The sequence below is a fragment of the Microbacterium sp. CGR2 genome (assembly GCF_003626735.1).
Classification (GTDB): Bacteria; Actinomycetota; Actinomycetes; order Actinomycetales; family Microbacteriaceae; genus Microbacterium.
Map to the genome: position 1 here is coordinate 1,005,275 of NZ_RBHX01000001.1, position 26,382 is coordinate 1,031,656.

The 26,382-nt window shown below is 67.5% G+C and carries 24 protein-coding genes and 1 tRNA gene; 9 read left to right on the forward strand and 16 right to left on the reverse strand.

Annotated features, from left to right (window positions below; translation table 11 throughout):
• The first annotated feature begins 40 nt into the window (after positions 1 to 40).
• Entirely contained in the window at positions 41 to 1,183 is a 1,143-nt protein-coding gene (locus tag D7252_RS05115; RefSeq protein WP_120774397.1) for an AI-2E family transporter, read from the forward strand.
• Between the two features lie 18 nt (positions 1,184 to 1,201).
• On the opposite strand, the gene D7252_RS05120 is transcribed toward D7252_RS05115, so the two are convergent.
• The 5 genes from D7252_RS05120 to D7252_RS05140 all read right to left on the reverse strand — a co-directional run bounded on the left by D7252_RS05120 (position 1,202) and on the right by D7252_RS05140 (position 5,062).
• Entirely contained in the window at positions 1,202 to 1,591 is a 390-nt protein-coding gene (locus D7252_RS05120) for a hypothetical protein (RefSeq protein ID WP_120774398.1), read from the reverse strand.
• A gap of 78 nt (positions 1,592 to 1,669) precedes the next feature.
• Positions 1,670 to 2,524 carry an NAD(P)-dependent alcohol dehydrogenase gene (locus D7252_RS05125; protein ID WP_215110900.1) on the reverse strand — a complete coding sequence of 285 codons (855 nt, stop codon included), beginning with the start codon at positions 2,522 to 2,524 and terminating at the stop codon, positions 1,670 to 1,672.
• A 257-nt stretch (positions 2,525 to 2,781) separates the two neighbouring features.
• Entirely contained in the window at positions 2,782 to 3,294 is a 513-nt protein-coding gene (locus D7252_RS05130) for a DUF3253 domain-containing protein (protein WP_120774400.1), read from the reverse strand.
• Between the two features lie 79 nt (positions 3,295 to 3,373).
• On the reverse strand, positions 3,374 to 3,940 hold the full coding sequence (locus tag D7252_RS05135; protein WP_120774401.1) for a hypothetical protein: 567 nt from the start codon (positions 3,938 to 3,940) through the stop codon (positions 3,374 to 3,376).
• Between the two features lie 102 nt (positions 3,941 to 4,042).
• Positions 4,043 to 5,062, reverse strand: a complete 1,020-nt coding sequence (locus D7252_RS05140; protein ID WP_183055180.1) for a LacI family DNA-binding transcriptional regulator — start codon at positions 5,060 to 5,062, stop codon at positions 4,043 to 4,045.
• A 190-nt stretch (positions 5,063 to 5,252) separates the two neighbouring features.
• Here D7252_RS05140 and D7252_RS05145 point away from each other — a divergent pair, with 190 nt between their 5' ends.
• Positions 5,253 to 11,282, forward strand: coding sequence for a GH92 family glycosyl hydrolase (locus D7252_RS05145; protein WP_120774403.1), 6,030 nt, complete (start codon positions 5,253 to 5,255; stop codon positions 11,280 to 11,282).
• Between the two features lie 80 nt (positions 11,283 to 11,362).
• Here D7252_RS05145 and D7252_RS05150 read toward each other — a convergent pair whose 3' ends face one another.
• Entirely contained in the window at positions 11,363 to 11,812 is a 450-nt protein-coding gene (locus D7252_RS05150; protein ID WP_120774404.1) for a hypothetical protein, read from the reverse strand.
• Between the two features lie 132 nt (positions 11,813 to 11,944).
• On the opposite strand from D7252_RS05150, the gene D7252_RS05155 reads away from it, so the two are divergent.
• The gene (locus D7252_RS05155; RefSeq protein WP_120776816.1) at positions 11,945 to 12,367 is read left to right on the forward strand and encodes an NUDIX hydrolase; all 423 of its coding nucleotides are present in this window, start codon (positions 11,945 to 11,947) and stop codon (positions 12,365 to 12,367) included.
• Positions 12,368 to 12,370: 3 nt separating this feature from the next.
• On the opposite strand, the gene D7252_RS05160 is transcribed toward D7252_RS05155, so the two are convergent.
• The gene (locus D7252_RS05160) at positions 12,371 to 12,892 is read right to left on the reverse strand and encodes a YbaK/EbsC family protein (protein ID WP_259461051.1); all 522 of its coding nucleotides are present in this window, start codon (positions 12,890 to 12,892) and stop codon (positions 12,371 to 12,373) included.
• The gene (locus D7252_RS05165) at positions 12,889 to 13,395 is read right to left on the reverse strand and encodes a DNA helicase (RefSeq protein WP_120774405.1); all 507 of its coding nucleotides are present in this window, start codon (positions 13,393 to 13,395) and stop codon (positions 12,889 to 12,891) included. The genes D7252_RS05160 and D7252_RS05165 overlap by 4 nt, the downstream gene beginning before the upstream one ends.
• A 170-nt stretch (positions 13,396 to 13,565) precedes the next feature.
• Between D7252_RS05165 and D7252_RS05170 the strand changes: the two genes are divergently transcribed.
• Entirely contained in the window at positions 13,566 to 14,123 is a 558-nt protein-coding gene (locus D7252_RS05170) for a peptidylprolyl isomerase (RefSeq protein ID WP_120774406.1), read from the forward strand.
• 21 nt (positions 14,124 to 14,144) lie between these two features.
• The gene (locus D7252_RS05175) at positions 14,145 to 15,041 is read left to right on the forward strand and encodes a rhomboid family intramembrane serine protease (protein ID WP_120774407.1); all 897 of its coding nucleotides are present in this window, start codon (positions 14,145 to 14,147) and stop codon (positions 15,039 to 15,041) included.
• Positions 15,042 to 15,199: 158 nt separating this feature from the next.
• Here D7252_RS05175 and D7252_RS05180 read toward each other — a convergent pair whose 3' ends face one another.
• On the reverse strand, positions 15,200 to 15,439 hold the full coding sequence (locus tag D7252_RS05180; protein ID WP_120774408.1) for a cell division protein CrgA: 240 nt from the start codon (positions 15,437 to 15,439) through the stop codon (positions 15,200 to 15,202).
• 67 nt (positions 15,440 to 15,506) lie between these two features.
• On the opposite strand from D7252_RS05180, the gene D7252_RS05185 reads away from it, so the two are divergent.
• The 3 genes from D7252_RS05185 to D7252_RS05190 are packed head-to-tail and all read left to right on the forward strand — an operon-like array spanning position 15,507 to position 17,114.
• Positions 15,507 to 16,301 (forward strand): class E sortase, encoded by a 795-nt coding sequence (locus D7252_RS05185; RefSeq protein ID WP_120774409.1) that lies wholly within the window; start codon positions 15,507 to 15,509, stop codon positions 16,299 to 16,301.
• A 28-nt stretch (positions 16,302 to 16,329) separates the two neighbouring features.
• Positions 16,330 to 16,485 carry a hypothetical protein gene (locus D7252_RS19925; protein ID WP_183055181.1) on the forward strand — a complete coding sequence of 52 codons (156 nt, stop codon included), beginning with the start codon at positions 16,330 to 16,332 and terminating at the stop codon, positions 16,483 to 16,485.
• A complete protein-coding gene (locus D7252_RS05190) occupies positions 16,482 to 17,114 on the forward strand; it encodes an aminodeoxychorismate/anthranilate synthase component II (protein WP_120774410.1) in 633 nt (210 codons plus the stop codon). Before D7252_RS19925 ends, D7252_RS05190 begins: the two co-directional genes overlap by 4 nt.
• A 55-nt stretch (positions 17,115 to 17,169) precedes the next feature.
• On the opposite strand, the gene pknB is transcribed toward D7252_RS05190, so the two are convergent.
• Genes pknB through D7252_RS05225 form a run of 7 tightly spaced genes read right to left on the reverse strand, consistent with a single transcriptional unit; the run spans position 17,170 to position 26,066 of the window.
• Positions 17,170 to 18,882, reverse strand: coding sequence for a Stk1 family PASTA domain-containing Ser/Thr kinase (gene pknB / locus D7252_RS05195; RefSeq protein ID WP_120774411.1), 1,713 nt, complete (start codon positions 18,880 to 18,882; stop codon positions 17,170 to 17,172).
• A gap of 44 nt (positions 18,883 to 18,926) precedes the next feature.
• Complete coding sequence (locus D7252_RS05200) at positions 18,927 to 20,669, reverse strand: serine/threonine-protein kinase (RefSeq protein WP_251050627.1); 1,743 nt, start codon at positions 20,667 to 20,669, stop codon at positions 18,927 to 18,929.
• Positions 20,666 to 22,120, reverse strand: coding sequence for a penicillin-binding transpeptidase domain-containing protein (locus D7252_RS05205; protein ID WP_120774413.1), 1,455 nt, complete (start codon positions 22,118 to 22,120; stop codon positions 20,666 to 20,668). The genes D7252_RS05200 and D7252_RS05205 overlap by 4 nt, the downstream gene beginning before the upstream one ends.
• Positions 22,117 to 23,502 (reverse strand): FtsW/RodA/SpoVE family cell cycle protein, encoded by a 1,386-nt coding sequence (locus D7252_RS05210; protein WP_120774414.1) that lies wholly within the window; start codon positions 23,500 to 23,502, stop codon positions 22,117 to 22,119. Before D7252_RS05210 ends, D7252_RS05205 begins: the two co-directional genes overlap by 4 nt.
• Positions 23,499 to 24,821 carry a PP2C family serine/threonine-protein phosphatase gene (locus D7252_RS05215; protein ID WP_120774415.1) on the reverse strand — a complete coding sequence of 441 codons (1,323 nt, stop codon included), beginning with the start codon at positions 24,819 to 24,821 and terminating at the stop codon, positions 23,499 to 23,501. Before D7252_RS05215 ends, D7252_RS05210 begins: the two co-directional genes overlap by 4 nt.
• Positions 24,822 to 24,828: 7 nt before the next feature.
• Entirely contained in the window at positions 24,829 to 25,353 is a 525-nt protein-coding gene (locus D7252_RS05220; protein ID WP_120774416.1) for an FHA domain-containing protein, read from the reverse strand.
• A complete protein-coding gene (locus D7252_RS05225) occupies positions 25,350 to 26,066 on the reverse strand; it encodes a DUF3662 and FHA domain-containing protein (RefSeq protein WP_120774417.1) in 717 nt (238 codons plus the stop codon). The genes D7252_RS05220 and D7252_RS05225 overlap by 4 nt, the downstream gene beginning before the upstream one ends.
• A gap of 144 nt (positions 26,067 to 26,210) precedes the next feature.
• On the opposite strand from D7252_RS05225, the gene D7252_RS05230 reads away from it, so the two are divergent.
• A tRNA-Leu gene (locus D7252_RS05230) sits at positions 26,211 to 26,293 on the forward strand.
• Positions 26,294 to 26,382 lie beyond the last annotated feature (89 nt).

Here is a 26,382-nt window from a genome sequence, read left to right on the forward strand (position 1 = left end):
ACCCGGTGATTCTTTCGGCATCCCTCCCTAGAGTCGAACCATGTGGAAACGGACGCCGCCCAGGCTTGAGACTCAGACGAAGCTGACCCCGGGGGTGTGGTCGGATTCTCTGGGCCGGGTGGGTGCCCGTTGCGCGCAGGTGATCCTGATCCTGATCCTGGCCACCGCTGCCGTCTACGCGATGGTGCAGTTGAAGCTCGTCGTCATCCCCGTCCTGATCGCCCTGATCATGGCTGCGGCGGTGGGCCCGCTGGTGAATTTCCTCCACCGTCGCAACGTCCCGAGGACGCTGGGTACGTGGATCGCACTGCTCGGCGCCCTGGTGATCTTGGGCGGGGTGATCACCGGGATCGTCTTCGCCGTCCGGTCCCAGTGGAGCGAGCTGGTCGACCGCGCGGGCGAGGGTCTCGAGGACCTGCAGACGTGGTTCGCCGGCCTCAATCTCCCGATCGATCAGGATCAGATCACCGAAGTGCGAGAAGGCATCATCGGGTTCTTCACCACGAGCGAGTTCGGCTCCGGCGCACTTGCCGGCGTCACCGCGGTGGGCGAAGTGCTCGCCGGGTCGGTGCTGGTCGTGGTGATCCTCTTCTTCTTCCTCAAAGACGGTGATCGCATCTGGGCATTCCTGACCGCGCGGTTGCAGGGCTCCACCCGGCGCAAGACGCTGAAGGCGGGATCGCGAATCATCGAGGTGCTCGGTGGTTATGTTCGCGGCACCGCGATCGTGGCGGCAGTGGATGCCATCGTCATCGGAGCGGCGCTGCTGATCCTGCAGGTACCGCTCGCTCTGCCGCTCGCCGTGCTCGTGTTCATCGGCGCTTTCATCCCGATCGTCGGCGCCACCGTCGCCGGCATCCTCGCCGCTCTCGTGGCTCTCGTCGCCAACGGGCCTGTCGTCGCTCTGATCGTCATCATCGTCGTCATCGCGGTCAACCAGCTGGAGGGCGACCTGCTGCAGCCGGTCGTGATGGGCAAGTCGCTCAAGCTGCACGCCCTCGTGATTCTGCTCGCTCTGACGATCGGGACCATCCTCGGCGGCATCATCGGTGCCGTCATCGCCGTGCCGATCGCCGCCTCCGCATGGGCCGCGATCAAGATCTGGTTCGGAGAAGACGAGACCGCCTCCGCGACGGACGCCCGGCGGGTTCCCCCGCGAGCGGGACCGACCGCAGTCTCGTGATCAGACCGCGCCTCGTGATCAGAAGAGCAGGGGCATCAGCGAGGCGATGAGCCCGAGAACGCCCACGCTGCAGAACACGATGCCGAGGGTTACGAGCACACGTCGCAGATGCGGCGGCTCGCCCAGCCGAGCGCGCTGCGGGTCGTTCGAGCTGACGAACCCGGCGTGCCATCCGGGCTCGGCGTAGGGCGATTCCGAACGCCGCAGCGGTCGTTCGTGGAAGTCGCCCTGCGCGAACCAGCGGGCGAGCGAGTAGCCGTCGCGGTCGACGACGGCGATCTCGATCTCGTCCCAGCGCCCGTCGAGCGCCCCGACCACCGCCGCGAAGAGCAGTGCGGGTATGCCGATTCCCAGTCCGAACCAGGACAGCACCTCACCGACGAGAGAGAGCGCGTCCACAGCCTGCATGACTTCAGCGTAGGGCCGCTGGACTCCCACTCGACCACAGCGGAGGGCAGCCGCCTCTCGGGAACGTCGTTCGTGTCGTCACAGAGCGAGCACCACGCTGCCGCGCTTGCGGCCGGAGTCGACGTAGCGGTGCGCTTCGACGACATCGTCGAGTGGAAGGACGCGGTCGATGACGGGTCGCAGCGCGCCGTCCTCGACGAGGGCGGCGACACGTTCGAGGTCTGCGTGCACGATGCGGCCCAGCCCCATGTTCCGCACATGTCGGCCCCCCGGGCGCAGCAAGCCACGGCACGCGCGCGGTGTAGACAGGCCCACCGCGTCGTAGACGACGTCGAATCGTGGACCGAGGCGCGTGAAGTCCCCGACCGTGTAGTCGATCACGGCATCCGCACCCAGACCTTCCACCAGTTGCCGATTGCGCCCGCTGCAGACAGCTGTCACTTCGGCGCCGAGATGCTTGGCGAGTTGGACCGCGTAGGTGCCGAGGCTGCCCGAAGCGCCATTGATCAGGATGCTCTGTCCCGCGCCGAGGCGGGCCTTGTGCAGATTCTTGAGCGCGGTCACCGCTCCCGTGGGCAACGCCGCGGCTTCCTCGAAGCTCAGTGACGCGGGTTTGCGCACGACAGCACCCGTCTTCTCCGCATTGTCACCGGTGACCGAGAGGCACCGGTAGTCAGCGTTGCCGCCCAGGTCGAACCCGCAGAAAGCCATGACTTCGTCGCCCGGAGCGAACGTCGTCACGCCAGGGCCGACGGCATCCACCACACCGGACAACTCCATTCCGAGGATCAGGTTCCGGCGCGGCCGGAGCAGCCCGAACTTCAGGCGTGCCAGGAACGGATCGGCGCGGCGGATGCGTGCGTCACCGACGTGCGCCGTTGTCGCGATCACCCGGATCCGCACCTCGCCGGCACGCGGCTTCGGCTTCGGCACGTCACGGACCTCGAGCACCTCCGGTGACCCATACGCCGTGCACACCACGGCCCTCACCGAAGACGCCCTTCGGTGAAGACGGCGCGGCGAGTGAGGATATCGGGAGTCATGCAACCAGCATCCACGGGGAGGCCGACCGACACATCGGCCGATCGGCGGAGATCGATGATGGTCGGACCGATCGAACCACGGACTCACCCGCCAGTTCGCTGTCGCCGGTATCTTCGCGGGCGCGCTTGCCGCCGTTGCTCCTGACGTCAGAGCGCAGGGCCGCGGATGATCCGCACGGGCCCGCGAGCCGACTCGATGCTCACGGGTTCGCCCTTCTGGGTGACGACAACCTCGTTGCGGGCGGCGAGTTCGGCGGCGACCCGACGGACGTCGTCCATCCGAGACCGCCACGACGCTCCACCGATCGCGCGGGCGACATCGCTCGGGCAGATCGATGACTCCGCGCGCTTGCGCGTGAGGGCGCGGACCGCGGCAGCGATCCGTTCATCGAAATCCTGGCCGCGCCCCTCTTCCCACCATGGCGCGCCGCGCTCGCCGAGGGCGGTCTTCGCGTCGTGCACGCGCCTCCGTGCACCCGACTCCGAGGATTTCACGGCGCGGCGCGCCGACATCAACTCGTCCACCAATTCCTGGCGGAAGGTATCGGGGATCGAGGGGTCCGTGGCCCGCCACTTGCGCCCGTTCACGATGATGTGGTGGCCGTCCTGAGTGCGTTCGGGCCTCTTTTCGTCGGGTGCGTCGGCTTCTTCGGGACTCATGTGAGCAGTCTCTCGGCGTCTCCGTCGTCGGCCAAGGGTCTTGACGGCGTCGGAAGCGTCGCTCTCGAGCGCCTGGACCTCATTTGACTCGGCGTCTCCGCGCGCGTGCCCCGAAATCGTCCAGCGCCCGGGGGACGTCTGTGGCCTGGAAATGCCGATTCCGTCGCCCCGCGCTGGATTGCGACAGCACACCCGCATCGACCAGCTTCTTGATCGCGGAGTCAGCGGCGGGGAAGCTGACGCCGATCTCGGTAGCAGCCAGCGTGCTGGTGATCACCGGCCGTCGCAGCAACAATTGCTTGAGTGCATGTACCGAGGAGTCGCTGCGCGCGCGAACCGCGTCGTCCCAGCGCTCTCCGATCCGCCGGATATCGTTCGCCAGGGAGCGGCCGTTCGCGACCGCTGAGAACGCAGCATCCGACACGGTCTCGATGATGGGCCCGGCATCCCCCGCGCGGTAGGCGGTCAGGGCGGCAAAGTACCGCTCGGTGTCGCCCAGAAGGCCGGCCGACACGGGGACGGTTACGCTCCGGGTGACACCGCCGGCCCGCAGCATGCCGGCGAGGGTGCCGACTTCCGTGTCGAACCGGGCCAGCTCACGTCCGGCGTCATCGCTCAGAGCAGCGAGATCCGCAGACAGCGCCACATCGACTTGGGCGATGCAGGGGGGGTACGACCGCGTTGTACGGACCGTCGCCGGCGCGCAGACGTCGCCGCGATCCGACTTCATCGCCAGTGCGCTGCCAAGTCACCCTTCTGGGTCGGCGGTCGACTGCCGGGCGATGAGCCGCATCGGCAGGACGACGTTCTCGATGCTCCGCGTCCGGTCGTTCAGACGGGCGACAGCCAGGCGCGCGGCCTGGCGGCCGAGTGCCTCCACATCACCGGTGACGACGCTGATGCCGAGGACCTGGGCCCACTCCGGCTCATCGAATCCGATCACGGCCGGCGTGGCCGCGGCATCCGCAGTCGAGATCTCTTCCATCACCCCGAGCAGGATGCGGTTGTTCCCGGCCACGACGGCGGTCGGTGGGTGGGGGAGAGCCAGCAGTTCACGCGCGCACGCCCGAGAGGACGCGACATCGTGTGCATCCGTCCGCAGCAGGTCGCGCCAGCCGGCGTCCGTTCCGTCGAGCACATCTCCCATGCCCGCGAGGCGCTGCCGATACGTGGGGAGCCAGGCGTAGTCGCCGATGAACGCGATGCGGCGGTGGCCGGCATCGATCAGGTGTCGGGCCGCAAGTCTGCCACCCGCACGGTTGTCGAACACGACCGAATCGGCGTCGAGGTTCTCCGCGGGACGATCGACGAAGACCACCGGGATGCCACGGGACTGCAGCTGTCGGTAGTCGGCGTGATCGTCGGTCGCCGAGACGGTGATCACGGCCTTGGTCTGCCGATCCGCGAGGTCGAGGGCGACCCGCAGCTCCTGGTCGGCGGACTCGCGGGAGTTCGCGACCGAGAGGTGCATGCCGTGCGGACGGATCTCGTCTTCGATCGCTTGCGCGAGGGCGGAGTAGAACGGGTTGGTGAAGTCGCCCGTGATCAGACCGATCGAGTCCGCGAGGCGCCCGCTCGCCAGAAGACTGGCGGCGGAATTGCGCTGATAGTCGAGCTCCGCCGCGGCGGCCAGCACGCTGGCGAGCGTCTTGTCGCTCACGTACGACTCGCCGCCCAGGGCCCGGGATGCCGTCTTCAGGCTGACCCCTGCGCGCGCGGCGACGTGGGCGAGCGTCGCACGCGGTGCGGTGTCGTCTGGCCTGTTCATGCGTCCCCCTGTCCGCCGTGCCGGCGGTAGCTCATTATCTCGGCGCGGAATACGAAGTGCATCTTCCACTCGACGAGAGCCCTGTGATAGCGTCCTCAGCATATGACAGCGGTGTCATATCGTCGCGCGAACCCCCCAATGACTCGCGCAAGACGGACGACACAGAGCAGTGAAGTTTCAAGGAGCAACGATGAGGGTCCCCAGCCCCAAGCCCGCACGCCCCACCCGCCACTCGTGGGCCGCCGCCGGAATGGCCCTCGCGGTCACTGCCGCCATGCTCACGCCGATGCCGGCCGCTGCCGCCGCCGCAGTGACGGCCTTCGGCTCTTCCTTCGAGACGGACGACGCGGCGCCCGTACTGACGGGAACCGGCGAGGCGGTCAATGTCACCGGCAGCCAGTTCGGACCCGGCAGCGTGCTGGGAGACGTCACCGCGGTGACGGCATCCGCCGAGAACACACCCAACGAAGCGGCCGCGTTCGTCGCCGACGGCAACGCCGGCTCGAAGTGGCTCGCGTTCACCAACGCCGCCTGGGTGCAATACGAGCTCGACGAAGCCCAGCCCATGGTGCGGTACACCCTCACTTCAGGAAACGACGCTCCCGAGCGCGACCCGCGCGACTTCCGCGTGCAGGCGTCGAACAACGGCACCGACTGGGTGACCGTCGACGAGCGCACCGGCGAGCAGTTCTCCGCGCGAGGAGAGACGCGCACCTTCGAACTCGCGACCCCCAGCGAGCCGCACCTCTTCTACCGCCTCGATGTGCTCGCCACCCGGACGCCGAGCGCCAACATCGTCCAGCTCGCGGACTGGGAGCCGATCGCCGTCGACGGCGCGACTCCCGAGCCGGCCGACCTCCTGCTTCAGATCGGCAACGGGCCGACCAGCTCCGACACCGCCAAGACGGGTGTCGGCTTCACCGGTACCAAGGCGCTGCAGTACGTCGGCCGCCACCTGGCCGCAGGCCCCGCCTCGTCGACGAGCGTGCTCTACGACGACGCCGGCATCGCCGTGCAGGACGACAGCGAGCTCTCCTACCTCGTCTTCCCCGTCCTCGACGGCGAGCAGACGTATGCCGCGACCTTCGTCGCGGTTGATCTGCTCTTCGACGACGGCACCACGCTCTCCACCAGCGGCGCGGTCGACTCCTACGGCTTCGGCGCGCAGGCACGCCAGCAGGGTCAGTCGAACGTCCTCTGGCCGAACCAGTGGAACAAGGTGACGGTCGACCTCGGCCAGTTCGCCGGCCGCACGGTTCAGCAGATCCTCTTCCGCTACGACCACCCGGGCGCCGACGTCAAGAACATCGAGGTCCCGACCGGTTCGACCGCGTTCAGCGGGTGGCTCGACGACGTCTCGATCGACGCGGCCGAAGAGCGCGACACGTCTGACGGACTCGTCTCCTACGTCGACACCCGTCGCGGTACGAACTCGACCGGCGGATTCTCGCGCGGCAACAACCTGCCCGCCACCGCATGGCCCAACGGCTTCAACTTCATCACCCCGATGACCAACGCCGACAACGTCGGAACCATCTACCAGTACCAGCGGGCCAACAACGCGCAGAACCTGCCCGCGCTGAACGGCATCGGACTGTCGCACCAGCCGAGCATCTGGATGGGCGACCGCAACCAGATCGCGGTCATGCCCGCGGCGAACGCCGACCCGACGTCATCGCTCAACGATCGCAAGCTCACGTTCCGCCACGAGAACGAGACGGCGCGCCCGGACATCTACGGCGTCGAGTTCGACAACGGCATCCACACCGAGGTCACCGCCACCGACCACGGAGCGATCTACCGCTTCGAATTCGCCGGCGATGCGAGCTCGGTGCTGATCGACCAGCTCGTCGACTCGTCGAAGCTCACCATCTCCGGTGACACGGTCAGTGGCTGGGTCGACGGCGGCTCCGGATGGCCGGGACGCACCCGCATGTACGTCTACGGCACGTTCGACCGGCAGCCCACCAACGCAGGGGCCACCACGCGCGGTGACCGCAACGGCACCGCCCGCTTCGCCGCCTTCGACACGACGGATGACCGCTCGGTCGAGCTGCGCCTGTCATCGTCGTTCATCTCGCAGGACCAGGCCAAGGCCAACCACGGCTTCGAGCTGGCCGATGTCTCCTTCGATGCGGCCCATGCGGCCGTGCGCGACGCGTGGAACGAACGACTCAGCGTCGTCCACGATGTCGAGGGCGCGACGGACACTCAGCTGGTCACCCTCTACTCCAGCCTCTACCGGCTGAACCTGTACCCGAACTCGCAGTTCGAGAACACCGGCACCGAGGCCGACCCGGTCTACAAGTACGCGAGCCCCGTCTCGGCGACGACCGGAGCCGCGACCGACACGCAGACCAACGCCAAGATCGTCGACGGCAAGATCTACGTCAACAACGGCTTCTGGGACACGTATCGCACAGCCTGGCCGCTCTACTCACTGCTCTACCCCGACGTGACCGAAGAACTCGTCGACGGGTTCGTGCAGCAGTACCGTGACGGCGGCTGGGTCGCCCGGTGGTCTTCTCCCGGCTACGCCGACCTGATGACCGGCACCAGCTCGGACGTGGCGTTCGCCGAGGCCTACCTCGCCGGTTCGCTCAGCACGGAAACCGCCCTCGAGGCCTACGACGCCGCTGTCAAGAACGCCACCGTGCTGCCGGCATCCAACGCCGTCGGGCGAAAGGGCCTCGGCCAGTCGATCTTCCTCGGCTACACCGAAGCGACCACGCACGAGAGCGCGTCGTGGGGCCTTGAGGGTTACATCAACGACTTCGGCATCGCACAGATGGCGAAGGCGCTCGCCGAGGACCCGAAGACCCCGGCCGATCGGGTCGCGCAGCTCGAAGAGGAAGCGACCTACTTCGAGGCCCGCGCCGCGCACTACGTCGAGATGTACAACCCTGAGGCGGGCACGTTCACGTCACGCAACGCCGACGGCTCGTGGACCGCGGGCGCGGAGTTCGATCGCAAGGCCTGGGGTGGCGCCTTCACCGAGGCCAGCGCCTGGACCTTCGCGTTCCACGCCCCGCACGACGTCGACGGACTCGCCGCCCTCTACGGCGGCCGTCAGGGCCTCATCGACGAGATGCGTGAGTTCCTCACCGTCCGCGAGAAGGCCGACTACTCCGGCATCCATGAGGCTCGTGAGGCACGCGACGTGCGTCTCGGAATGCTGGGCATGTCGAACCAGATCGCCCATCACATCCCCTACGTGCTGGCCGAGGCGGGCGACCCCGCGGGGGCGCAGGCGCTGATCCGCGACATCCAGGACCGTCTGTTCGTCGGCTCCGACATCGGTCAGGGATACCCGGGCGATGAGGACAACGGCGAGTTCTCGGCCTGGTACCTCTTCTCGGCTCTCGGCTTCTACCCGCTGGAGGTGGGTTCGGGCAACTACACGATCGGCACGCCGCTGTTCGACAGCGCGACGCTCTCGATCGGCGACAAGGAACTCGTGATCAACGCACCCGGAGCCGCCGAGGGCAACGACTACGTCGCCGGAGTGAGCATCAACGGCGAGGCGATCACCGAGACCACGTTCAACGGCGATCTGATCCGCGAGGGCGGGCAGGTCGACTTCACGATGAGCGCGACTCCCACATCATGGGGGGCGAAGGACCTCGGTGAGAAGCTCGAGGCGCCCGCCAGCCTGGTGGATGCGACGAAGCCGGGCCGCGGGTCCCTCACGGCGACCGACGGCACACCCGTCGGATCGCTTGTGGACGACAACATGAATTCGAAGGTGGCCTTCCCGGGCAACAAGGCCGAGCTCGTGTGGACGTCGCAGTCCGGACCGGTGTCGATCGGTCAATACACGCTGACGAGTGCGGCGAAGGCGGATGCCCCCACGAGCTGGACCCTCGAGGGTTCGGTCGACGGGTCCACATGGACCGAGATCGACAGTCGCGACGGCGAATCCTTCCTGTGGGACACGCAGACTCGGCCCTTCACCGCCAAGAACGGCGACGGGTTCACGAGCGTGCGGCTGACGCTGACCGGTGAGAGCGCCGCGCTCGGTTTGTCCGAGATCGAGTTGTTCGCCTCGTCCGCCGCGGCGGAAGGGCTGTCGATCTCGGCGGCTTCTCCGCAGCGCGTCGCGGTGGACACCGAGTTCGCCGGGCAGCTCGCCACGATCGTCGGGACCGAGACGGATGCTGCGGGCTACGACGTCACCGTCGACTACGGCGACGGCTCCGAGGTGACCGAGGGCACGCTTGTCCGCGACGACCTCGGCGGATGGAAGGTGAGCGCACCGCACACCTTCACCGCCCCCGGCACGTATTCGGCGCTCGTGACAGTCCGCGACTCGAGCGGCGCGGTCGCTCAGACCACCGCCACGGTCGCCGTCTACCGTGACGAGACGTTCGTGGGTGCGCTCAACAACGTCTGCATCGGCGACCTCGGCGTGACCGCAGCCAACTGCGACTCGCAGGGTCACGGCTACTACCGCGACAAGCTGGCGGCTGACGGGTTCGTGCAGGGCGAGACCTTGACGATCCCGGGCACCGAGCTCACGTACGACCTCCCTGCGGTGGAACCGGGCGCGCCCGACAACATCACCGGCGAAGGGCAGAGCGTGAAACTCTCCCTGGGCACCGACGCCACGCAGATCTCGTTCGTGGGAACGGCCACCGAGAGCAACCGCGACTCCGAGGCCGTGCTGCACTTCACCGACGGTTCCGAGCAGCCGGTGACCATCAGCCTCGGCGACTGGGTCGGAGCATCCGGCAACCCGTACAAGGGCAACACGGTGCTGACGGTCTCCGAAGGCCGCCTCTCGGGCACCGGAGCGGAAGGTGGCGGACCCAAGAACACCGCCATCTACGCCACGGCGCCGATCACACTCGATGTCGACGAGGCCGGCGCTCCGAAGGTCGTCGAGTCGCTGACGATGCCGAAGGAGCCGGGTGACCTCGGCGACGGTCGCGTGCACTTGTTCGCGATCGCCTCCGACGGGGATCGCGCCGCCAGTGCGCCGCTGGCCGTCGAGCCCGGCACGGTGTCGGAGCAGATCGCCGGAGAGGCATTCGAGGCCACCCTCGCCACCGTCGCCGGCGGCATGGGTGAGACGACCGCGAACGTGAACTGGGGCGACGGATCTCCCGTCTCCGCGGTCGACATCACGGACGGCGTCGTCGCTTCAGGCCACACCTACGCGACAGCGGGTACTTACACGGTGACCGTCACGGCGGATGACGGGGTGCAGTCGGCAGACGCGCAGCTCGAGATCGTGGTCGTCGAGCCGGAACCTGAGTTCGACCCGCAGATCGTCGTGCCGGCGGAGGCGCGACCGGGAGACACGGTCACCGTCACCGGTACCGGCTTCGCTCCGGGCGAGAAGATCTTGATCCGCATCGACGACGAGAAGCCGACGAAGGCGAAGGCTGAGGAGGACGGCACATTCAGCGCCAAGCTCCGCGTGCCGAAGGATGCCGTAGACGGCGATCACCCTGTCGTGGCGGTCGGCGAGATCTCGAAGATCGAGGCCAGGGCGTCGCTGCGAGTCGCCGCCGAGGCCCCGGCGCCGCAGGAGACCTCGGTGAAGCTGAAGGCAGGCTCGAAGAAGCCGGTAGCCGGTGAATCGGTCGCGTTGACCGCGTCGGTGAAGCCGAAGGATGCTGACGGCACGGTGCAGTTCCTCGAGGGCGACACCGTCGTGGGCTCGGCCACCGTCACCGCCGGCACCGCCACCGCCGACGTGGTCATCGCGACCTCGGGGAAGCACACGTACGTTGCTCGCTTCGTGCCGTCCGATGAGAAGTCCTACGCGGGCTCCGAGTCGTCACCGCTCACGCTCGACGTGCGCAGTGCGCCGGTGCTGGATGCCGAACTCGAGATCACCCAGAAGAAGGTTGTTCAGGGCGGCAGTGTCGAGATCGCCGGTCGCGGTTTCGCGGCGGGGGAGACGGTCGCCTTCACCCTGCATTCGGACCCGATCCGGCTCGGCGAGGTCACAGCAGACGGCACCGGCGCGTTCCGGGTGGACCTGGCCGTGCCGGCATCCGCTCCGGCAGGTGCGCACACGCTGGTCGCCGAGGGCGCGGAGTCGGGCCTGAGCGCAGAGGTCGCGCTTCAGGTCACGGCCGCAGCGTCAGCGAGCGGTGGCGGACTGGCCGGGACCGGGGGTGCGATCCCGTACGCACTCCTCGGCCTGATCCTGGTACTGGTCACCGTCGGCGGCGTGCTGGTGTTGCGGCGACGTCGCCAGGCGGACTGACCGCGGCCGAACGCGAAGAAGCCGCCCTTTCCGACATCGGGAGGGCGGCTTCGTCGCGTCGGGAGAGGCTCGCGACGGCGTCAGCTCACGGCGAGCCGGATCCGTTCTGTCAGGAGCTTGCGGTTCACCGGCGTCAGATCGAGGACGGCGTAGGACGTCGGCCACATCGTGCCGTCGTCGAGGTTGGCGATGGGCTCGAAGCCGAAGGTTCCGTAGCGCACCTTGAATTTGCTCGCCGGCTGGAAGAAGCAGAGCACCTTGCCGTCCTTCCCCCATGCCGGCATTCCGTAATACGTGCGGGGCATGAGGACGGGCGCGACCTCGGACACGAGCTTGTGGAGGCCGGTGGCGAGCTCTTTGTCGTTCTCGTCCGGCAACTTGGCGATCGCCTCCATGAGATCGGCCTCGCCGGCGGCACGCTGTTCCTCGGGCGTCTTCTTGGAACGCGAGCGCTTGGCTTTCGCTTCCTTCGCGGCGGCCTGCATGGCCTCGCGCTCTTCCTTGCTGAAGTTCTTCTCGTTGTCAGCCATGGTCGTCCTTTCCTGCGGTGGTCTGTGTGGATCTCAGGTTACGGATGCCGTGCACAGGGCGCTTCTTGATTCGTGATCGATCTCCCGCGCAACCAACGTGTGGTCACCCGCCGCGCCACTATGGTGAAGTCCATGGACCTGCGTGTGGCGGCATACGCGGTCGTCACTGATGACGACGACCGCCTGCTGCTCGCGCGCTGGACCGAGGGGCGCCGAATGGCGTGGACGATGCCCGGTGGCGGGCTCGAACCCGGGGAAGCACCGGAAGACGCGGTGCGCCGCGAGGTGCGCGAGGAGACCGGCTACACCGTGAAGGTCGGCGAGCTCCTCGGCATCCACTCGCGGGTGATCCCCGCGAGTCGGCGTGTGCAGAAGTCGGGCGAGCCGCTGCACACCCTCCGGATCGTCTATCGCGCGGAGGTCACAGGAGGAAAGCTGCGCTTCGAGACGGATGGCTCCACCGACATGGCGGAGTGGTTCGCGCTCAGCGCTGTCGCTGAACTGCAGCGCGTCAAGCTCGTCGACATCGCGATGCGGATGGCCGGCATCCTCTGAAGTTCAGCCTCGCGGCTGCTCTGGCACGGAGATGTCGGCGACCGTGGCACCGTAGGCCGCGATCAACGCGTCGGCGTCGACGAACAGGCTGTGGCCGTGGGTCCCCGCGCCCATAGCGATGCGCTGACCCGCGATCGACTCGTCCGCGTAGACGGGCCAGTCCGTGGTGCTGCCGATCGGAACGATGGTGCCTCGCTCATAGCCGGTCGCCGCCAGCGCCAGATCCGGTTCGGGCAGACGCAGTTTGTTCACGCCCACCACGGCGCGGAGCTTCGGCCACGAGATCGAGCGGCCTCCCGGCACCAGCGCGAAGAGGTAGGTGTCGTCGGATCTCTTGACCACCAGGGTCTTCACGATGCCGGACGGCGGGATGCCGAGGATCTCCGCTGCTTCGAAGAGGCTGTTCGCCGCCGGTCGCTTCTGGATGTCGACGGTCAGGCCGCGGGCGGCCGCCGCTTCACGGACCCGGGCATGCTGATCGCCTCCGCCGCTCGAAGCGACGGAGGCGGGATCAGACGGAGTCACGCGTCGGGTGCGGAGAGCGGGTCGTCCGCGACCCAGAGCTCGTCGTCGGCACGCAGCGCCCGCCACGCGGCGTAGAGCACGCCGAGGGCTGCGGCAGCACCGAGGACGATCGCGACGATCGAGCCGAGGCCTGGTCCGCTCTTCTTCTGCTTGCCGAACGGGCCGCGGGGGGCGGGCGCGGGCTGGCCGTGGCGCTTCGCGTTCGCGAAGTCCCACGCGGTGAGAGCGCTGCCGACGACACCGCCGACGATCGGAACGACCTTGTCGTCGACCACGTGGCGGCCGACCTGGACGGTGCGGTCGACGACGGGGGCGAGGCGACGGTTGTAGGTGTCCTGCACTACAGGAACCACCTGCTCGCGGCCGAGGCTGCCGAGCTGACGGCTGGCCTCACGCGCGACATCGGCGGCGTGACCGACGACAACCTGCTGCGACTCCCAGAGCTGGGTCGCTTCCTTCTGCAGTCTGCGCAGTTCTTTCTTCCGCTTGCGGCTGAGGCTCACGATGTTCTCCTGTCCATTGCGTGCGGGCTCCCCATCTTGCCAGACGAGCCTGGATGCGCGGCAGGAAAACATGAACCCTTGCCAACGGGAATCCCGCGCGCTAACGTACCTCGCGCCTGCGTGCGGGTCGGAACGGGCGAACTCATGGGAAGCTCTGCGAGAATGAGGGTATGGCTCACGCTTCCCACGTCGCAACCCTGCACACCAACCACGGTGACATCGTCATCAACCTCTTCGGCGACCACGCTCCGAAGACGGTCAAGAACTTCGTCGGCCTCGCCGACGGCACCCAGGAGTGGACCGACCCCGCCACCGGCAAGCCGGGCGAGGGTCCCCTCTACACCGACATCATCTTCCACCGCATCATCCCCAACTTCATGATCCAGGGCGGAGACCCGCTCGGTCAGGGTGTGGGCGGCCCCGGCTACAACTTCGACGACGAGATCAACATGGAGCTCGACTTCAACTCGCCGTACATCCTCGCCATGGCGAACGCGGGCCTCCGTCGCAACGCCATCACCGGCAAGCCCGAGGGCACCAACGGATCGCAGTTCTTCATCACCACCGACCCCACCCCGTGGCTTCAGGGCAAGCACACGATCTTCGGCGAAGTCGCGGATGACGCTTCGAAGGCTGTCGTCGACGCGATCGCTGCCGTGCCGACCGCTGCCGGCGACCGCCCGGTCGAGCCGGTCGTGCTCCAGTCGATCGACATCGTCGCCGCCTGACGACTGCTGCGGCCGATCCGGATGACCACGCCTGAGTTCGCGGGCAACCGCGACAACTTCTGCTACCGGCATCCGGATCGGCAGAGCTTCGTGCTCTGCCAGCGCTGCCTCCGCACCATCTGCCCGGAGTGCCAGACCCAGGCGCCCGTCGGCGTCATCTGCCCGGAGTGCATGAACGCAGAGCGCAAGAACCGCACCCCCGCGCAGAAGCGCGCGGAACGACGCTGGTCGGGCCGCGCAGCAGGCACCGTCATGGCTTCCGCCCGCAGCGGCAAGCCCGTCGTCACCTATGCCCTGCTCGCGGTGACCTCGTTCATCGGGCTGCTGCAGCTGATCCCCGGCATCGGCGGGCAGATCACGAACGCCCTGCTCTTCGCTGCGCCCTACCTCTACCCGAACCTCTCGATCTACCCGTTCGAACCGTGGCGACTGGTGACGGCGATGCTGGTGCACGGCGGCTTCATCCACCTGGCGCTGAACATGCTCGCCCTATGGATGCTCGGGCAGAGTCTCGAGCCGATGCTCGGCCGTGCCCGGTTCCTCGCGCTGTATCTCGTCAGCGGTCTCGGCGGCTCCGTGATGGTGGCCTGTCTCGCGCCGAACACCGCGACTGTCGGCGCTTCCGGAGCGATCTTCGGCATGATGGCGGCCCTCCTCATCATCGGGCGGCACATCGGGGCGAATGTCACCGGTCTGCTCGTGATCCTCGGGATCAACTTCGCGCTCGGGTTCTTCATCGGCAACATCGCCTGGCAGGCCCACCTCGGAGGCGCGATCGTCGGCGCGCTCATCGCGCTGATCTACACCCGGACGCGGCGCCGAGAACAGCGCACCTGGCAGATCGTTCTGCTCGCGGCGCTGGTCGTGCTCCTGCTGGTCGTCGTCGCCTTCGTGCCGCCACTGATCATTTTGTCCTGATCCACGGTTGTTAACAGGGTTGTCGATCTCTGTGAATAACACCGGTGTAATTCTCCCCAGGCTGTGCACAAGTCTGTGGATAACTTTGCGAGGCACGCGCGGCGGCAGAGAAAAGGCCCCCCGCATCGCGGAGGGCCTCGAAAAGCAGGAGCGACTGGTCAGCGCCAGCGCGTGGTCATGAGGAAGCCGATCAGGGCGATGCCGAGGCCGATGGCCAGGTTCCAGTTGTCGAGCCCCGGGATCGGGAACTGCATGCCGGAGATGTAGAAGACGAGGATCCAGGCGAGGCCCAGCAGCATGAAGCCGACCATCACCGGCTTGAACCACACCGCGTTGGGGGCCGCTTCGCCTTCGGCGCGCTCGACGACGGGTTCTTCACTCTTACGCTCACGGGCCATGCCGACATTCTACCCATGACGCCCTCTGCACACCCAGTCGTTCAGCGCCTGCCGATAAGATCGCGCCATGACTGCATCCGCCGTGCCCGGGGCGCGGCGCCCACGCCGCCGGCGTCCGCGCTCGCGCGCGACGTTCGCGAGCGTCCTGGGCGAGCTGCTCCTGACCGCCGGAGTGGTCGTGATGCTGTTCGTCGCGTGGCAGATGTGGATCGGTGACATCATCATCAGCGCTCAGAAGAACGATGAGGGCGCAGCGATCTCGCAGGAGCTGGCCCAAGGCGAAGCTCCGCCCCCGCCACCGCTGATCGAGACCGACGACGGGACGACGCAGTACCAGGCTCCGGTGGCGAAAGCGCCCGGCGACGCCGAGCTGTTCGGGTCGATGCAGATCCCCCGTTTCGGCGAGAACTACAACTTCCCGATCTACGGGGGCACCAGCAGGGCGCGCACGCTCGACCAGAAGGGCATCGGCGTCTACGAAGACTCGAAGATGCCCGGTGAGGTCGGCAACTTCTCGTTGGCCGGACACCGGACGACGTGGGGGAAGCCCTTCAATCAGCTCGACAAGCTCCACCTGAACGATGCGATCGTGGTCGAGACGCCCGACGGGTGGTACGTCTACCGCTTCCGCACGTTGGAGTACGTCACTCCCACCCAGACTGAGGTGCTCGCAGACGTTCCGCAGATGCCGGAGCAGCAGACCGGCGAGCAGTTCATCACGCTCACCGCCTGCTCCCCGCTCTACTCCCTCGCCGAACGCATCATCGCGTACGGAGTGTTCGAGAGCTTCCAACCGCGAGCCGAGGGCCCGCCCTCAGCCCTCACCGACCCGCCACCACCGCCGGCCTCACCATCGCTGTGACCATGGCTGCCGACAAGGGAGATGACTGATGTACGCCGCACTCTGGCGCCTGCTGCCCGGTCCGGCGTGGCTGCGCGTGATCATCGTTCTGATCCTGCTCGCTGCCGTGCTGTACGGACTGTTCTGGTACGTCTTCCCCTGGGTGAGTCCGCTGATCACCCCGGGCGAGGTCGACGTCGAATGACGCGAGTTCTCGTCGTCGACAACCACGACAGCTTCGTGCACACCCTGGTTGGCTACCTGCACGAGCTGGGCGCCGAGACACGGCTCATCGAAGCGGACACGACGGATGCTGTCGAGCTCGAGCAGCTTCTCCCGACGTATGACGCCCTCCTGCTCTCTCCCGGCCCGGGAACCCCCGCGGAGGCAGGTTCGTCGCTGGACGCCGCGCGCATCGCCGCACGGCTGCGGATGCCGACGCTCGGAGTCTGTCTCGGACACCAGACGATCGGCGAGTTGTTCGGCACTCCGGTCGGCGAGGCCCCCGAGCTCATGCACGGCATGGTCTCGGCCGTGACGCACGACGGGTCGGCTCTGTTCGCCGGCATCCCGTCACCGTTCGACGCGGGGCGATATCACTCGCTGGCGCTCCCCGCATCCGGCCTCTCCGCCGATCTCATCGCGACCGCCTGGACCGAGACAGGCACGGTGATGGCGCTCGCGCACAGGGACCTTCCGATCCACGGGGTGCAGTTCCACCCGGAGAGCGTGCTCACCGAGGGTGGCTACCGTCTTCTCGCGAACTGGCTCGAACTGTGCGGCGACCAGGATGCTGTGGCGCGCTCTGAGCGCCTGCATCCGCTCAGCCGCTGACGCCCGCGACGCTACCTCTGGCTGCCTGCTCTACCGCTGGCTGCCGCGCGGACCGCTACTCGCCGGTGCAGAACCGCAACTCGACCGTTGAGCCCACCGGTACGTCGCCGGGCGCCACCGACATCGAGTGCACGGTCGCCGGGTCGGTGGCAGGGCAGTCCGCGCTCTCGACCGGCGTGGCGGTGAGTCCGAGATCGGTGAGGTTCGCGGTGGCCGCGTCCACGGTCCAACCGACGAGGTCGGTCAGAGTCACCTTGCCGCTGGCCACGACCAGGTTGACGACGGTGTCGGGCGGCACCTCGGCGTCGGCCTTCTCGCTGGCCGAGATCACCGTGTCGGCGCGGAGCGCCTTGTCGTTGCGCTGGATGACCGTACCGAGTTCGAGCCCGGCGCTGGTCAGCGCCTTCTTGGCGTCGACGAGGGACATACCCTCCAGGGTCGGCACGACGACCTTCTCTTCGCCCGACGAGACATAGAGCGTGATGGTGTCGCCCTCTTCGACGGCGACACCCGCTCTCGGGTCGGTGCGGATGACGTTGCCCTCGGCGGTGTCGGAGCTCGGCTCGACGGTGATCGTGGCGGTGAGGTCGAGTTTCGCGAGATCTTCCTGCGCGCGCTCGGACGAGACGTTGACGAGGTCGGGGACCATGCGCGACGTGTCAGGCACTTCGGCGGGGCGCATGCTGATCGTGACGACCCAGAAGAGCACGGACGCCAGGAGCACCGCGAGCAGGGCGACCCCGGCCCAGATCCACGCCACCGGAGGGCCGGACTGGGTACGCGCCATCGTCGTGTCGGTGCTGAGCTGGCGCAGGGACCGCGCCGTCTCCTGGGCCTGGCGAGGACTCGGACCGTAGAGTTCGCTGGTGAGCGCGCCGATCTCCTTGCGGGTGGGCGCGTTTCCCGTGACCGCCGCGTCGAGAGCGGAACGGAAGTGTGCGGCATCCGGGAAGCGCTGGTACGGGTCTTTCGCGAGGGCGCGGAGGACGATCGGGTCGAGTGCACCGGGGGCCTCTTCGTTGACCTCGGTCGGCGGCACCGGCGTCTCACTGACGTGCTGGTAGGCGACCGCGACCGGGGACTCACCGCGGAATGGCTGGCGTCCGGTGAGCAGTTCGTACAGGACCACGCCGGTGGAGTAGAGATCGGCGCGCGCGTCGACGGGCTCGCCCTTCGCCTGCTCCGGAGAGAAATACGCCGCAGTTCCGAGGATCTGTGTGGTCTCGGCCACGGTCGACGAAGAGTCGGACACCGCGCGGGCGATGCCGAAATCCATCACCTTGACCTGGCCCTTGTCGGTGACCATGACGTTGCCCGGCTTGATGTCTCGATGCACGACACCGGCGCGATGCGAGTAGTCGAGCGCCTCGAGGATGCCGTCGACGTAGCGAACCGCGTCGGCTACGGGAACCGGGCCCGAGGCGATGATGTCCTTCAGCAGAGTGCCGCTGATGAGCTCCATCACGATGTACGGAGGGTCGGCATCGGACGGAGTGCCGGAACCGTTCGTCGGCGCGTTCGACGACGAGTCTCCCGCATCGTAGACGCGGACGATCGACGGATGCGACATGCGCGAGGCCGCCTGCGCCTCGAGACGGAATCGCGTGCGGAACGCGGTGTCCCTGGCGAGCTCGGGATCGAGGATCTTGATGGCGACATCGCGCCCGAGTGTCAGGTCACGACCTCGGTAGACCTTCGCCATCCCGCCGTGCCCGATGAGCTCGTCGACGCGGTACCTACCCGCGAGAACGCGTGGCTCTGTGGACACGGACTACCCCCCTGGAAATGACGATGACTGAGCTGACGTTAAGGCTACTCTTCGGGTTCGCCCTCGCCGTCACCCTCGCCGGGGTCAGCCGGAGCGGTGATCGTGACCGACAGCGGAGGCGAAGCGGCGGACGTGCGCTGATCGCCGCCCGAGCATGTGCCCTGATACGTCACGATGAGCTGCTGGCCCTCGGCATCCGCCACCTGCACCTGCGTGTTGCGCTGCGTCGGCTGGAAGTTCGGTCCGCCCGAGAGGAAGGTTCCGTTCTGCAACGACACCGTGTAGCCGGAGAGGGACGTGCCGCTCGGGCAGGTGAATCCTGCACCCCAGGCGACCGTCACCGTGCCGCCGGCCACCGGGTCACCCGTGATGGTCGGGGCGTCGCTGGGAGTCGGCAGAGGCGCGCGGGCGGCGTACACCGTCAACGCGATGGGCTGCGTGGTCGCGACGTTACCCGACGGCTGCACGGCGTAGACCTTGCCGACGTCGCCGTCCGTGGGAGCCTGGTCGCCCTCCGGGCAGGTGATCTCGCTCGTGAAGCCCGCGTTCGTGAGCGTGGACGTGGCGGTGCCGCAGTCCATCCCCTCAAGGCCGAGGGCGGTGACGTCGACCCGGGTCTCTTCCGGCTCCGGTTCGGGAGTCGGCGTCTCGACCGGCGGAGGCGTCGTCGTCTTCGAAGTGCTCGGCGTGGCCGATGACTGGGGATCGTCGTCGTTCCCCTGCATCATCGCCCAGATCGTGCCGCCGAGGACGAGCAGGAGCAGCACGATGAGCGCGATCAGCGGCCATGTCCATGGGCTGCGCTTCTTCTTCTTCGGGTCGGCCGTGGATTCTTCGGTCGCCAGCTGCGCCGTCGTCGGAAGGATGCGTGTCGCGCCGTCGTCGGTGGCGAGCATCCGTGTGGCGTCGTCGTTGCCCGCGATACCGCCGGTGGCGATGGCCGGAACCGCGATCGCTGCCGAGTTGAGATCTCCGCGGCGAAGCGCCTGCGCAGCGCGCGCGACCGTCGCCGAAGACGACGGACGGTCAGCCGGCTTCTTGGCGATCATCGCCATGACGAGGTTCTGCACCGGAATCGGGACAGTGGGCGGCAGCGGCGGCGGCTGCTCGTTGATCTGCGCCATGGCGATCGCCACCTGCGACTCGCCCGTGAACGGACGCTTGCCGGCGAGCGACTCGTACGCCACGATGCCGAGCGAGTACGTGTCGGTGGCGGGGGATGCCGCGTGACCTGACGCCTGTTCGGGCGACAGGTACTGCACCGTTCCCATCACCTGACCGGTCGCTGTCAGCGGAACCTGGTCGGCGATGCGGGCGATGCCGAAGTCAGTGATCTTGACGTGTCCGTCGGGCGTGATCAGCAGGTTGCCCGGCTTGATGTCACGGTGCACGAGGCCCGCAGCATGCGCCGCCTGCAGAGCGGATGCCGTCTGCGCGACGATGTCGAGAGTCTTGTCGGCGCTCAGAGCACCATCGCGCTCGAGCACGGTCGACAGCGCTTCGCCGGGCACGAGCTCCATGACGAGGTACGCGCTGCCGTTCTCCTCGCCGTAGTCGAAGACGCTGGCGATGCCCTCGTGGTTGACGAGAGCAGCGTGCCGCGCCTCAGCACGGAATCGCTCGAGGAACCCTGGGTCCCCCATGTACTCGTCTTTGAGGATCTTGATCGCGACGGTACGTCCGATGACGTGATCCGTCGCTTCCCACACCTCGCCCATGCCGCCGATCGCGATTCGCGACTGCAACTCGTAGCGACCACCGAACGACACACCCTGCGTCGGTCTCATCTGCCCAGCACCGCCTCTATGACTTTCTTCGCAATCGGAGCGGCGATGGTGTCGCCGCTTCCTGATTGCCCCTGTCCGCCGCCGTCTTCGACGACGACCGCTACTGCGACCGCGGGGTCGTTCGCCGGTGCAAAACCGGTGAACCACAACGTGTGCGGCCTGTTTCCGTTCTCTGCGGTCCCGGTCTTACCCGCCACGTCGATCCCGTCTATTCTTGCACCCTGCGCAGCTCCGTTTGAGACGCTCGCAACCATGGCCGCCGTCACCTCATCCGCCACTTCGGCGTCCATCGCGCGCCCGAACTCGCTGTTCTCGAAAGCGCGGATGACCGAGAGGTCGTTGCCGATCACGGCATCCACCATCTGGGGATTCATCACGATGCCGTCGTTGGCGATTCCGGCCGAGACCATGGCGATCTGCAGCGGCGTCGCAGTGACCTTGCCCTGACCGAAACCGGTCAGCGCGGTCTGAGCGTCGTCGAGCCCGGTCGGGTAGCTCGAGGGAGTCGATTCCAGCGGAGTGGTGAAGCTCTGGTTGAACCCGAACTTCTCAGCCATTTCACGGATCCTGTCGTCGCCGAGCTCTACCGCGAGTTCCGCCATCGGGATGTTGCAACTGAGGCGGATCGCCTCGGCGATGGTGACGGTCGGCCCGGATCCGCACGTTCCGCCCCAGGCGTTCGCGACGCGATTCGATGACCCGGGCAGCGTGTACGAAGCCGGGTTCGGCAGGGTCGACTGCGGCGTGTAGTCGTCGCCCGCGAGAGCTGCGGCCGCCACGACCAGCTTGAAGGTCGAGCCAGGAGGGTTCAGGTCGCCGGCGATCGCGCGGTTGGACAGCGGCTTGCCCGGGTCGTCGACCAGCTGCTCGTACGCGGCGTTGGCGGCATCCGCATCGTGCGTGGCCAGGGTGTTGGTGTCGAAACCGGGAGTGGAGACCATCGCCAGGATGCGTCCGGTCTTCGGGTCCATCGCGACGACCGCGCCCTGGAGGTCGCCGAGCGCGTCGTACGCGGCTTTCTGTGCGGCGGCGTCGAGCGAGAGCTCCACGCTGAAGCCGCGCTGCGGCTGGCCGGAGAGGATGCGCTCGACCTCGGCGAGGAAGGCGTTGGAGCCGGTGCCGGAGAGGTCGGCGTTCATCGCCTCCTCGATGCCGGTCTGCGAGCCCAATGCCGGGTTGAAGTAGCCGGTGACCGGCTCCCACATCTGGGCGTCCTTGTAGACCCGCTGGAACTGGTAGGTGTCATCGCTGGCGACGGACGATGCGACGGCGTCCCCGTCGACGATGATCGACCCGCGCTGAATCTCGTAACTGTCCAGACGGGTGCGCTTGTTGTGGTCGTTCTGGGCGAGGGTGTCGGCCTCGACGACCTGGATCCAGCTCGTCGCGGCGAACAGCGCGAGGAACATGAACAGCATGACGATGCTGAGGCGGCGGAGTTCTTTGGTCATCCGATCACCACCCTGGGTTGGCGACGGACACCGTCGGAGATTCGCAGCAGCAGCGCCACGATGAGCCAGTTGGCCACGAGTGAGGATCCGCCGGCGGCGAGGAACGGGGTGGTCAGACCGGTCAGGGGGATGAGACGTGTGACACCGCCGACCATGATGAACACCTGCAGCGCGATCGTGAACGACAACCCGGTGGCGAGGAGCTTGCCGAAGTCGTCCTGGCCGGCGAGCCCGATGCGCATGCCGCGGCTGACGAACACCATGTACAGGCAGAGGATCGCGAAGAGGCCGATCAGTCCGATCTCCTCACCCAGGCTGGTGATGATGTAGTCGCTGTGAGCGAGGGGTGTGACCTCGGGGCGTCCCTGGCCCCAGCCGGTGCCGATGAGGCCGCCGCGGGCGAGTCCGAACAACCCCTGCATGGGCTGGTAGCCGGCGACGTCCGGGTCGACCTGCGAGGAGTCGAACAGGAAGAGCCAGTTGATGAAGCGTCCGCGTACGTAGCTGAGGATCTGCGTGGCGACCGCGACGCCGGCGACGACGAGGGCCAGGCCGATCAGCACCCAGCTGGTCTTGCCGGTGGCGACGTAGAGCATCGCGACGAACATGCCGAAGATCAGGGTTCCGGTGCCGAGGTCGCGCTGGAACACGATGATGCCGAGCGAGATCACCCAGACGACGAGCACGGGCCCGAGTTCGCGCATCCGCGGCCAGGTGATGCCCAACACCTTCTTGCCCACCGAGGTGAGGCTCTCGCGGGTTCGCACGAGGTATCCGGCGAAGAAGATCGCCAGGCAGATCTTCGCGAGCTCGCCCGGCTGGAACGCGAAGACGCCGCCGAGCGACACCCAGACGGCCGCGTTCGCATCCGCGATGCGCAGGCCGGGAACGAAGGGCAGAAGCAGGAGCAGGATGCCGGCGAGGCCGAAGATGTACGTGTACCGGAAGAGGATCCGGTAGTTGCGGAGCATGATCACCACGGCGATGGCGCCGGCGAGGGAGATCGCCGTCCATGCGAGCTGCTTAGTGGAGTAGGCGTTCCACCCGGTGTTCTGGAAGGCGATGTCGATGCGGTAGATCATCGCGATGCCGATGCCGGTCAGGAGCGTGGCGATCGGCACGACGAACGGGTCGGCGTCCGCCGCGACGATCCGCAGGACGAAGTGCAGGGCGAACGCCAGCACCGCGAGTCCGCCGCCGATGCCGAGGACGACGGGGTCGATCGTGCCCAGGGCGCCGAGCTGCACGAGGGTCAGCGCGGCACCGCTCAGTGCGCAGGCGAAGAGCAGCAGCCAGAATTCGCGGTTGCGCTGCTTCTGCGGCGTCCGGATGCGCTTGAGGGCCTTGATGACGCTCGTGTCGGCCGCGACGTCGGTACTCATCCGGCACCTCCTGCGGGGGTCTCACTCGGAGTCGGCATCGGAGTCGGGAGCTGCGTCGGAGTCGGCAGTGGCGTCGGCTCGATGGTGGCGGCGTCGGCCCCGGCACGGAGACGGTCGACGATCGCCATCGCGTCGGAGAGCGAACGTGCACTGATCGTGTTCTCGACCGATGCCCGCTGGTACGGGGGGAGATTCGCGAGCAGGATGTCGGTGTCTTCCACCGGGGTGGACAGCGTGATCGGGCCGATGTTCTGCTGCACACCCTGGAAGATCACGACACTGTCGTCGTCAGCGCCGATGAAGTATCGCGTCTGCGTCCAGCTGTACGCGGCGAAGGCGGCGACGCCGAGCATCGCGAGCACCAGCAGCACACCCGCGATCCAGCCGATTCGGCGGCGCTTCGCACGCCGGCGGTCTTCTTCGATGAGTTCCTCGAGATACTCGGGGGCGGGCTCGAAGTGGCTCGGTTCGTTCGCGGCCTGACGGACCGGGTGCAGCCAGTTGCCGCGCGGTGCGCGCACGGGCGGGACGAGCACGCCGGGGGGGTTCGACGCCGATCCGACGACGGTGGGGGTGCCCGAATGCACCGGATGCTGTCCGCCGACGTCGACCAGCACGATCGTGACGTTGTCTGGCGCTCCGCCGTCGAGGGCCTGCTTGAGCAGGATGTCGGCGGTGCGACCGGGAGCGAGGCCGAGTTGCATCGCCTTGAGCATGCGGGTCTCGTCGACGACGCCGGAGAGTCCGTCGGAGCACAGCAGCCACCGGTCGCCGGGCTGCGTGTGCATCACGAAGGTGTCGAGCTCGGGGTCGGAGTCCATGTCGCTGAGCACCCGCATGAGCACCGAGCGGCGCGGGTGGTAGCGGGCCTCTTCGGGGGTGATGCGGCCGGAGTCGACGAGCCGCTGCACGAAGGTGTGGTCGGCGGTGATCTGCGTCAGGGCGTCGTCACGGTACAGGTAGATGCGGGAGTCGCCGATGTGGCCGATGACGGCGTACTCGTCGACCATGATGATCGCGCTGACCGTGGTGCCGAGACCGGCGAGTTCGGGGCGGTCCTTCGCGGCGCGGATGAGGTCGCCGGCGGCGGTCGTCGCGGCGGCCTGCAGGGAGGCCTGCGCGTCATCGATCGAGGCGTACGGCTGGTCGAGGGGCTCCAGGCGGTGGATGGCCATGCTCGAGGCGACGTCGCCGCCCGCGTGTCCGCCCATGCCGTCTGCGACGACGAACAGGTTCGCTCCGGAATAACCGGAATCCTGGTTGTTGGAGCGGACCTTCCCTGTGTGGGAGATCGCGACGCTCGAGCCTTCGAAGACCATGCCGGGGTCAGGCTCGCAGCTCGAAGGTCGTGGCGCCCACCTTGATGGGGGTGCCGAGCGAGAGGTTGACGGGGGCGCCGGAGACGCGCTGCCCGGCCACGAACGTGCCGTTCGTGGAGTCGAGGTCTTGGATCGCCCAGCTGTCGCCGCGCAGCATCAGGCGGGCGTGGTGGCTCGACGTGTAGTCGTCGCGGATGACGAGGGCCGATTCGCTGGAGCGGCCGATGGTCATCGAGTCGGCACCGAGAGGGAGTTCGAGGCCCGCCTTCGGTCCGGAGGTGATCACGAGGCGCTTGGCCGTCGCGACGGTCGCCGGTCCGGTCGAGGGCTTCGCGGACGCGGGCCGGGCGGATGCCGGTTTCGCAGCGGGGGTGGCGGCGGGGGCGGATGCTCCGGCCGCAGCCTCGGCGGGGAGCTTGCGCACCTTCACGCCGAAGAGGTCGGCGCGCAGCGAGTAGACGACGCCGAACACGAAGAACCAGAGGATCAGCAGGAACCCGACGCGCAGCAGCAGCAGAATCAGTTCACTCATCCGAGACCTCCGAACGCGCGGGTCGAGTCGTCCACCCGACGCGACGGCGAAGCGACCGGAACGATGCGGAACACCAGATCTGTGCGGCCGATCGTGATGGTCGTGTCGGTGGGGAGTGCCGCTTCGCGGAGCTTCTGCCCGTTGACCTTGGTGCCGTTCGTGGAGCCGAGGTCGCGCATCATGGCGCGCTCGCCGTCCCACAGCACTTCGACGTGCTTGCGACTCGATCCGGCATCCGCGATCGTGATGTCGGCATCCGTCCCGCGACCGATCACCGTGCGGGCACGGGTGAGGGAGTGACGACGGCCGTCGACGTCGATCACGGCCTGCCAGCTGACGCGGCTCTCGACGGAACCGGAGCTCACCCCGACCGTGCCGGTCGCGACCTTCTCATCGGGCTCGATGGAGATCGACAGGGCACCGGCGAAGCTGTAGCCCTGCGCCTTGGCGTGCTTGGTCAGCAGCGCGTGCAGTTCGTCGGTGAGGGTGCCGCCGAGGGCGCGCATCCGTTCTGCGTCGTCGGTGCTGAGACGCACGACGAAGTTGTTCGGGGCGATGATGCGGTCGCGGCTGACGACCGCCGCCTTCGTGTCGGCTTCGCGCCGGACCGCCGACGCGATCTCCACCGGCTGGATGCCGCTGCGGAAGGTCTTCGCGAACGCGCTGTTCACAGCGCGCTCGAGACCCTTCTCAAAGCTGTCAAGTAGTCCCACTGGGCTCCTCTGGCATGGCGACCGGTAGGGACATCGTAGCCAGATGACCTGGGGGAACGCCGCCGACCACCCGTTCACGGTGTGCGAACAGGCCGAAAACGCGTGATATCTTAGGGAAGTTGAGTTCTTCGGAGCGAGACACTCGCGCGAGTGGCGGAATGGTAGACGCGCTGGCTTCAGGTGCCAGTGTCCTTATGGACGTGGGGGTTCAAGTCCCCCCTCGCGCACAGCGAGAAGAAAGAGGCCGGGCCCGGAGGGTTCGGCCTTTTCTCATTCTCGGCACGAGTGCGACTGCGGCACATTCACAGATTGAAAG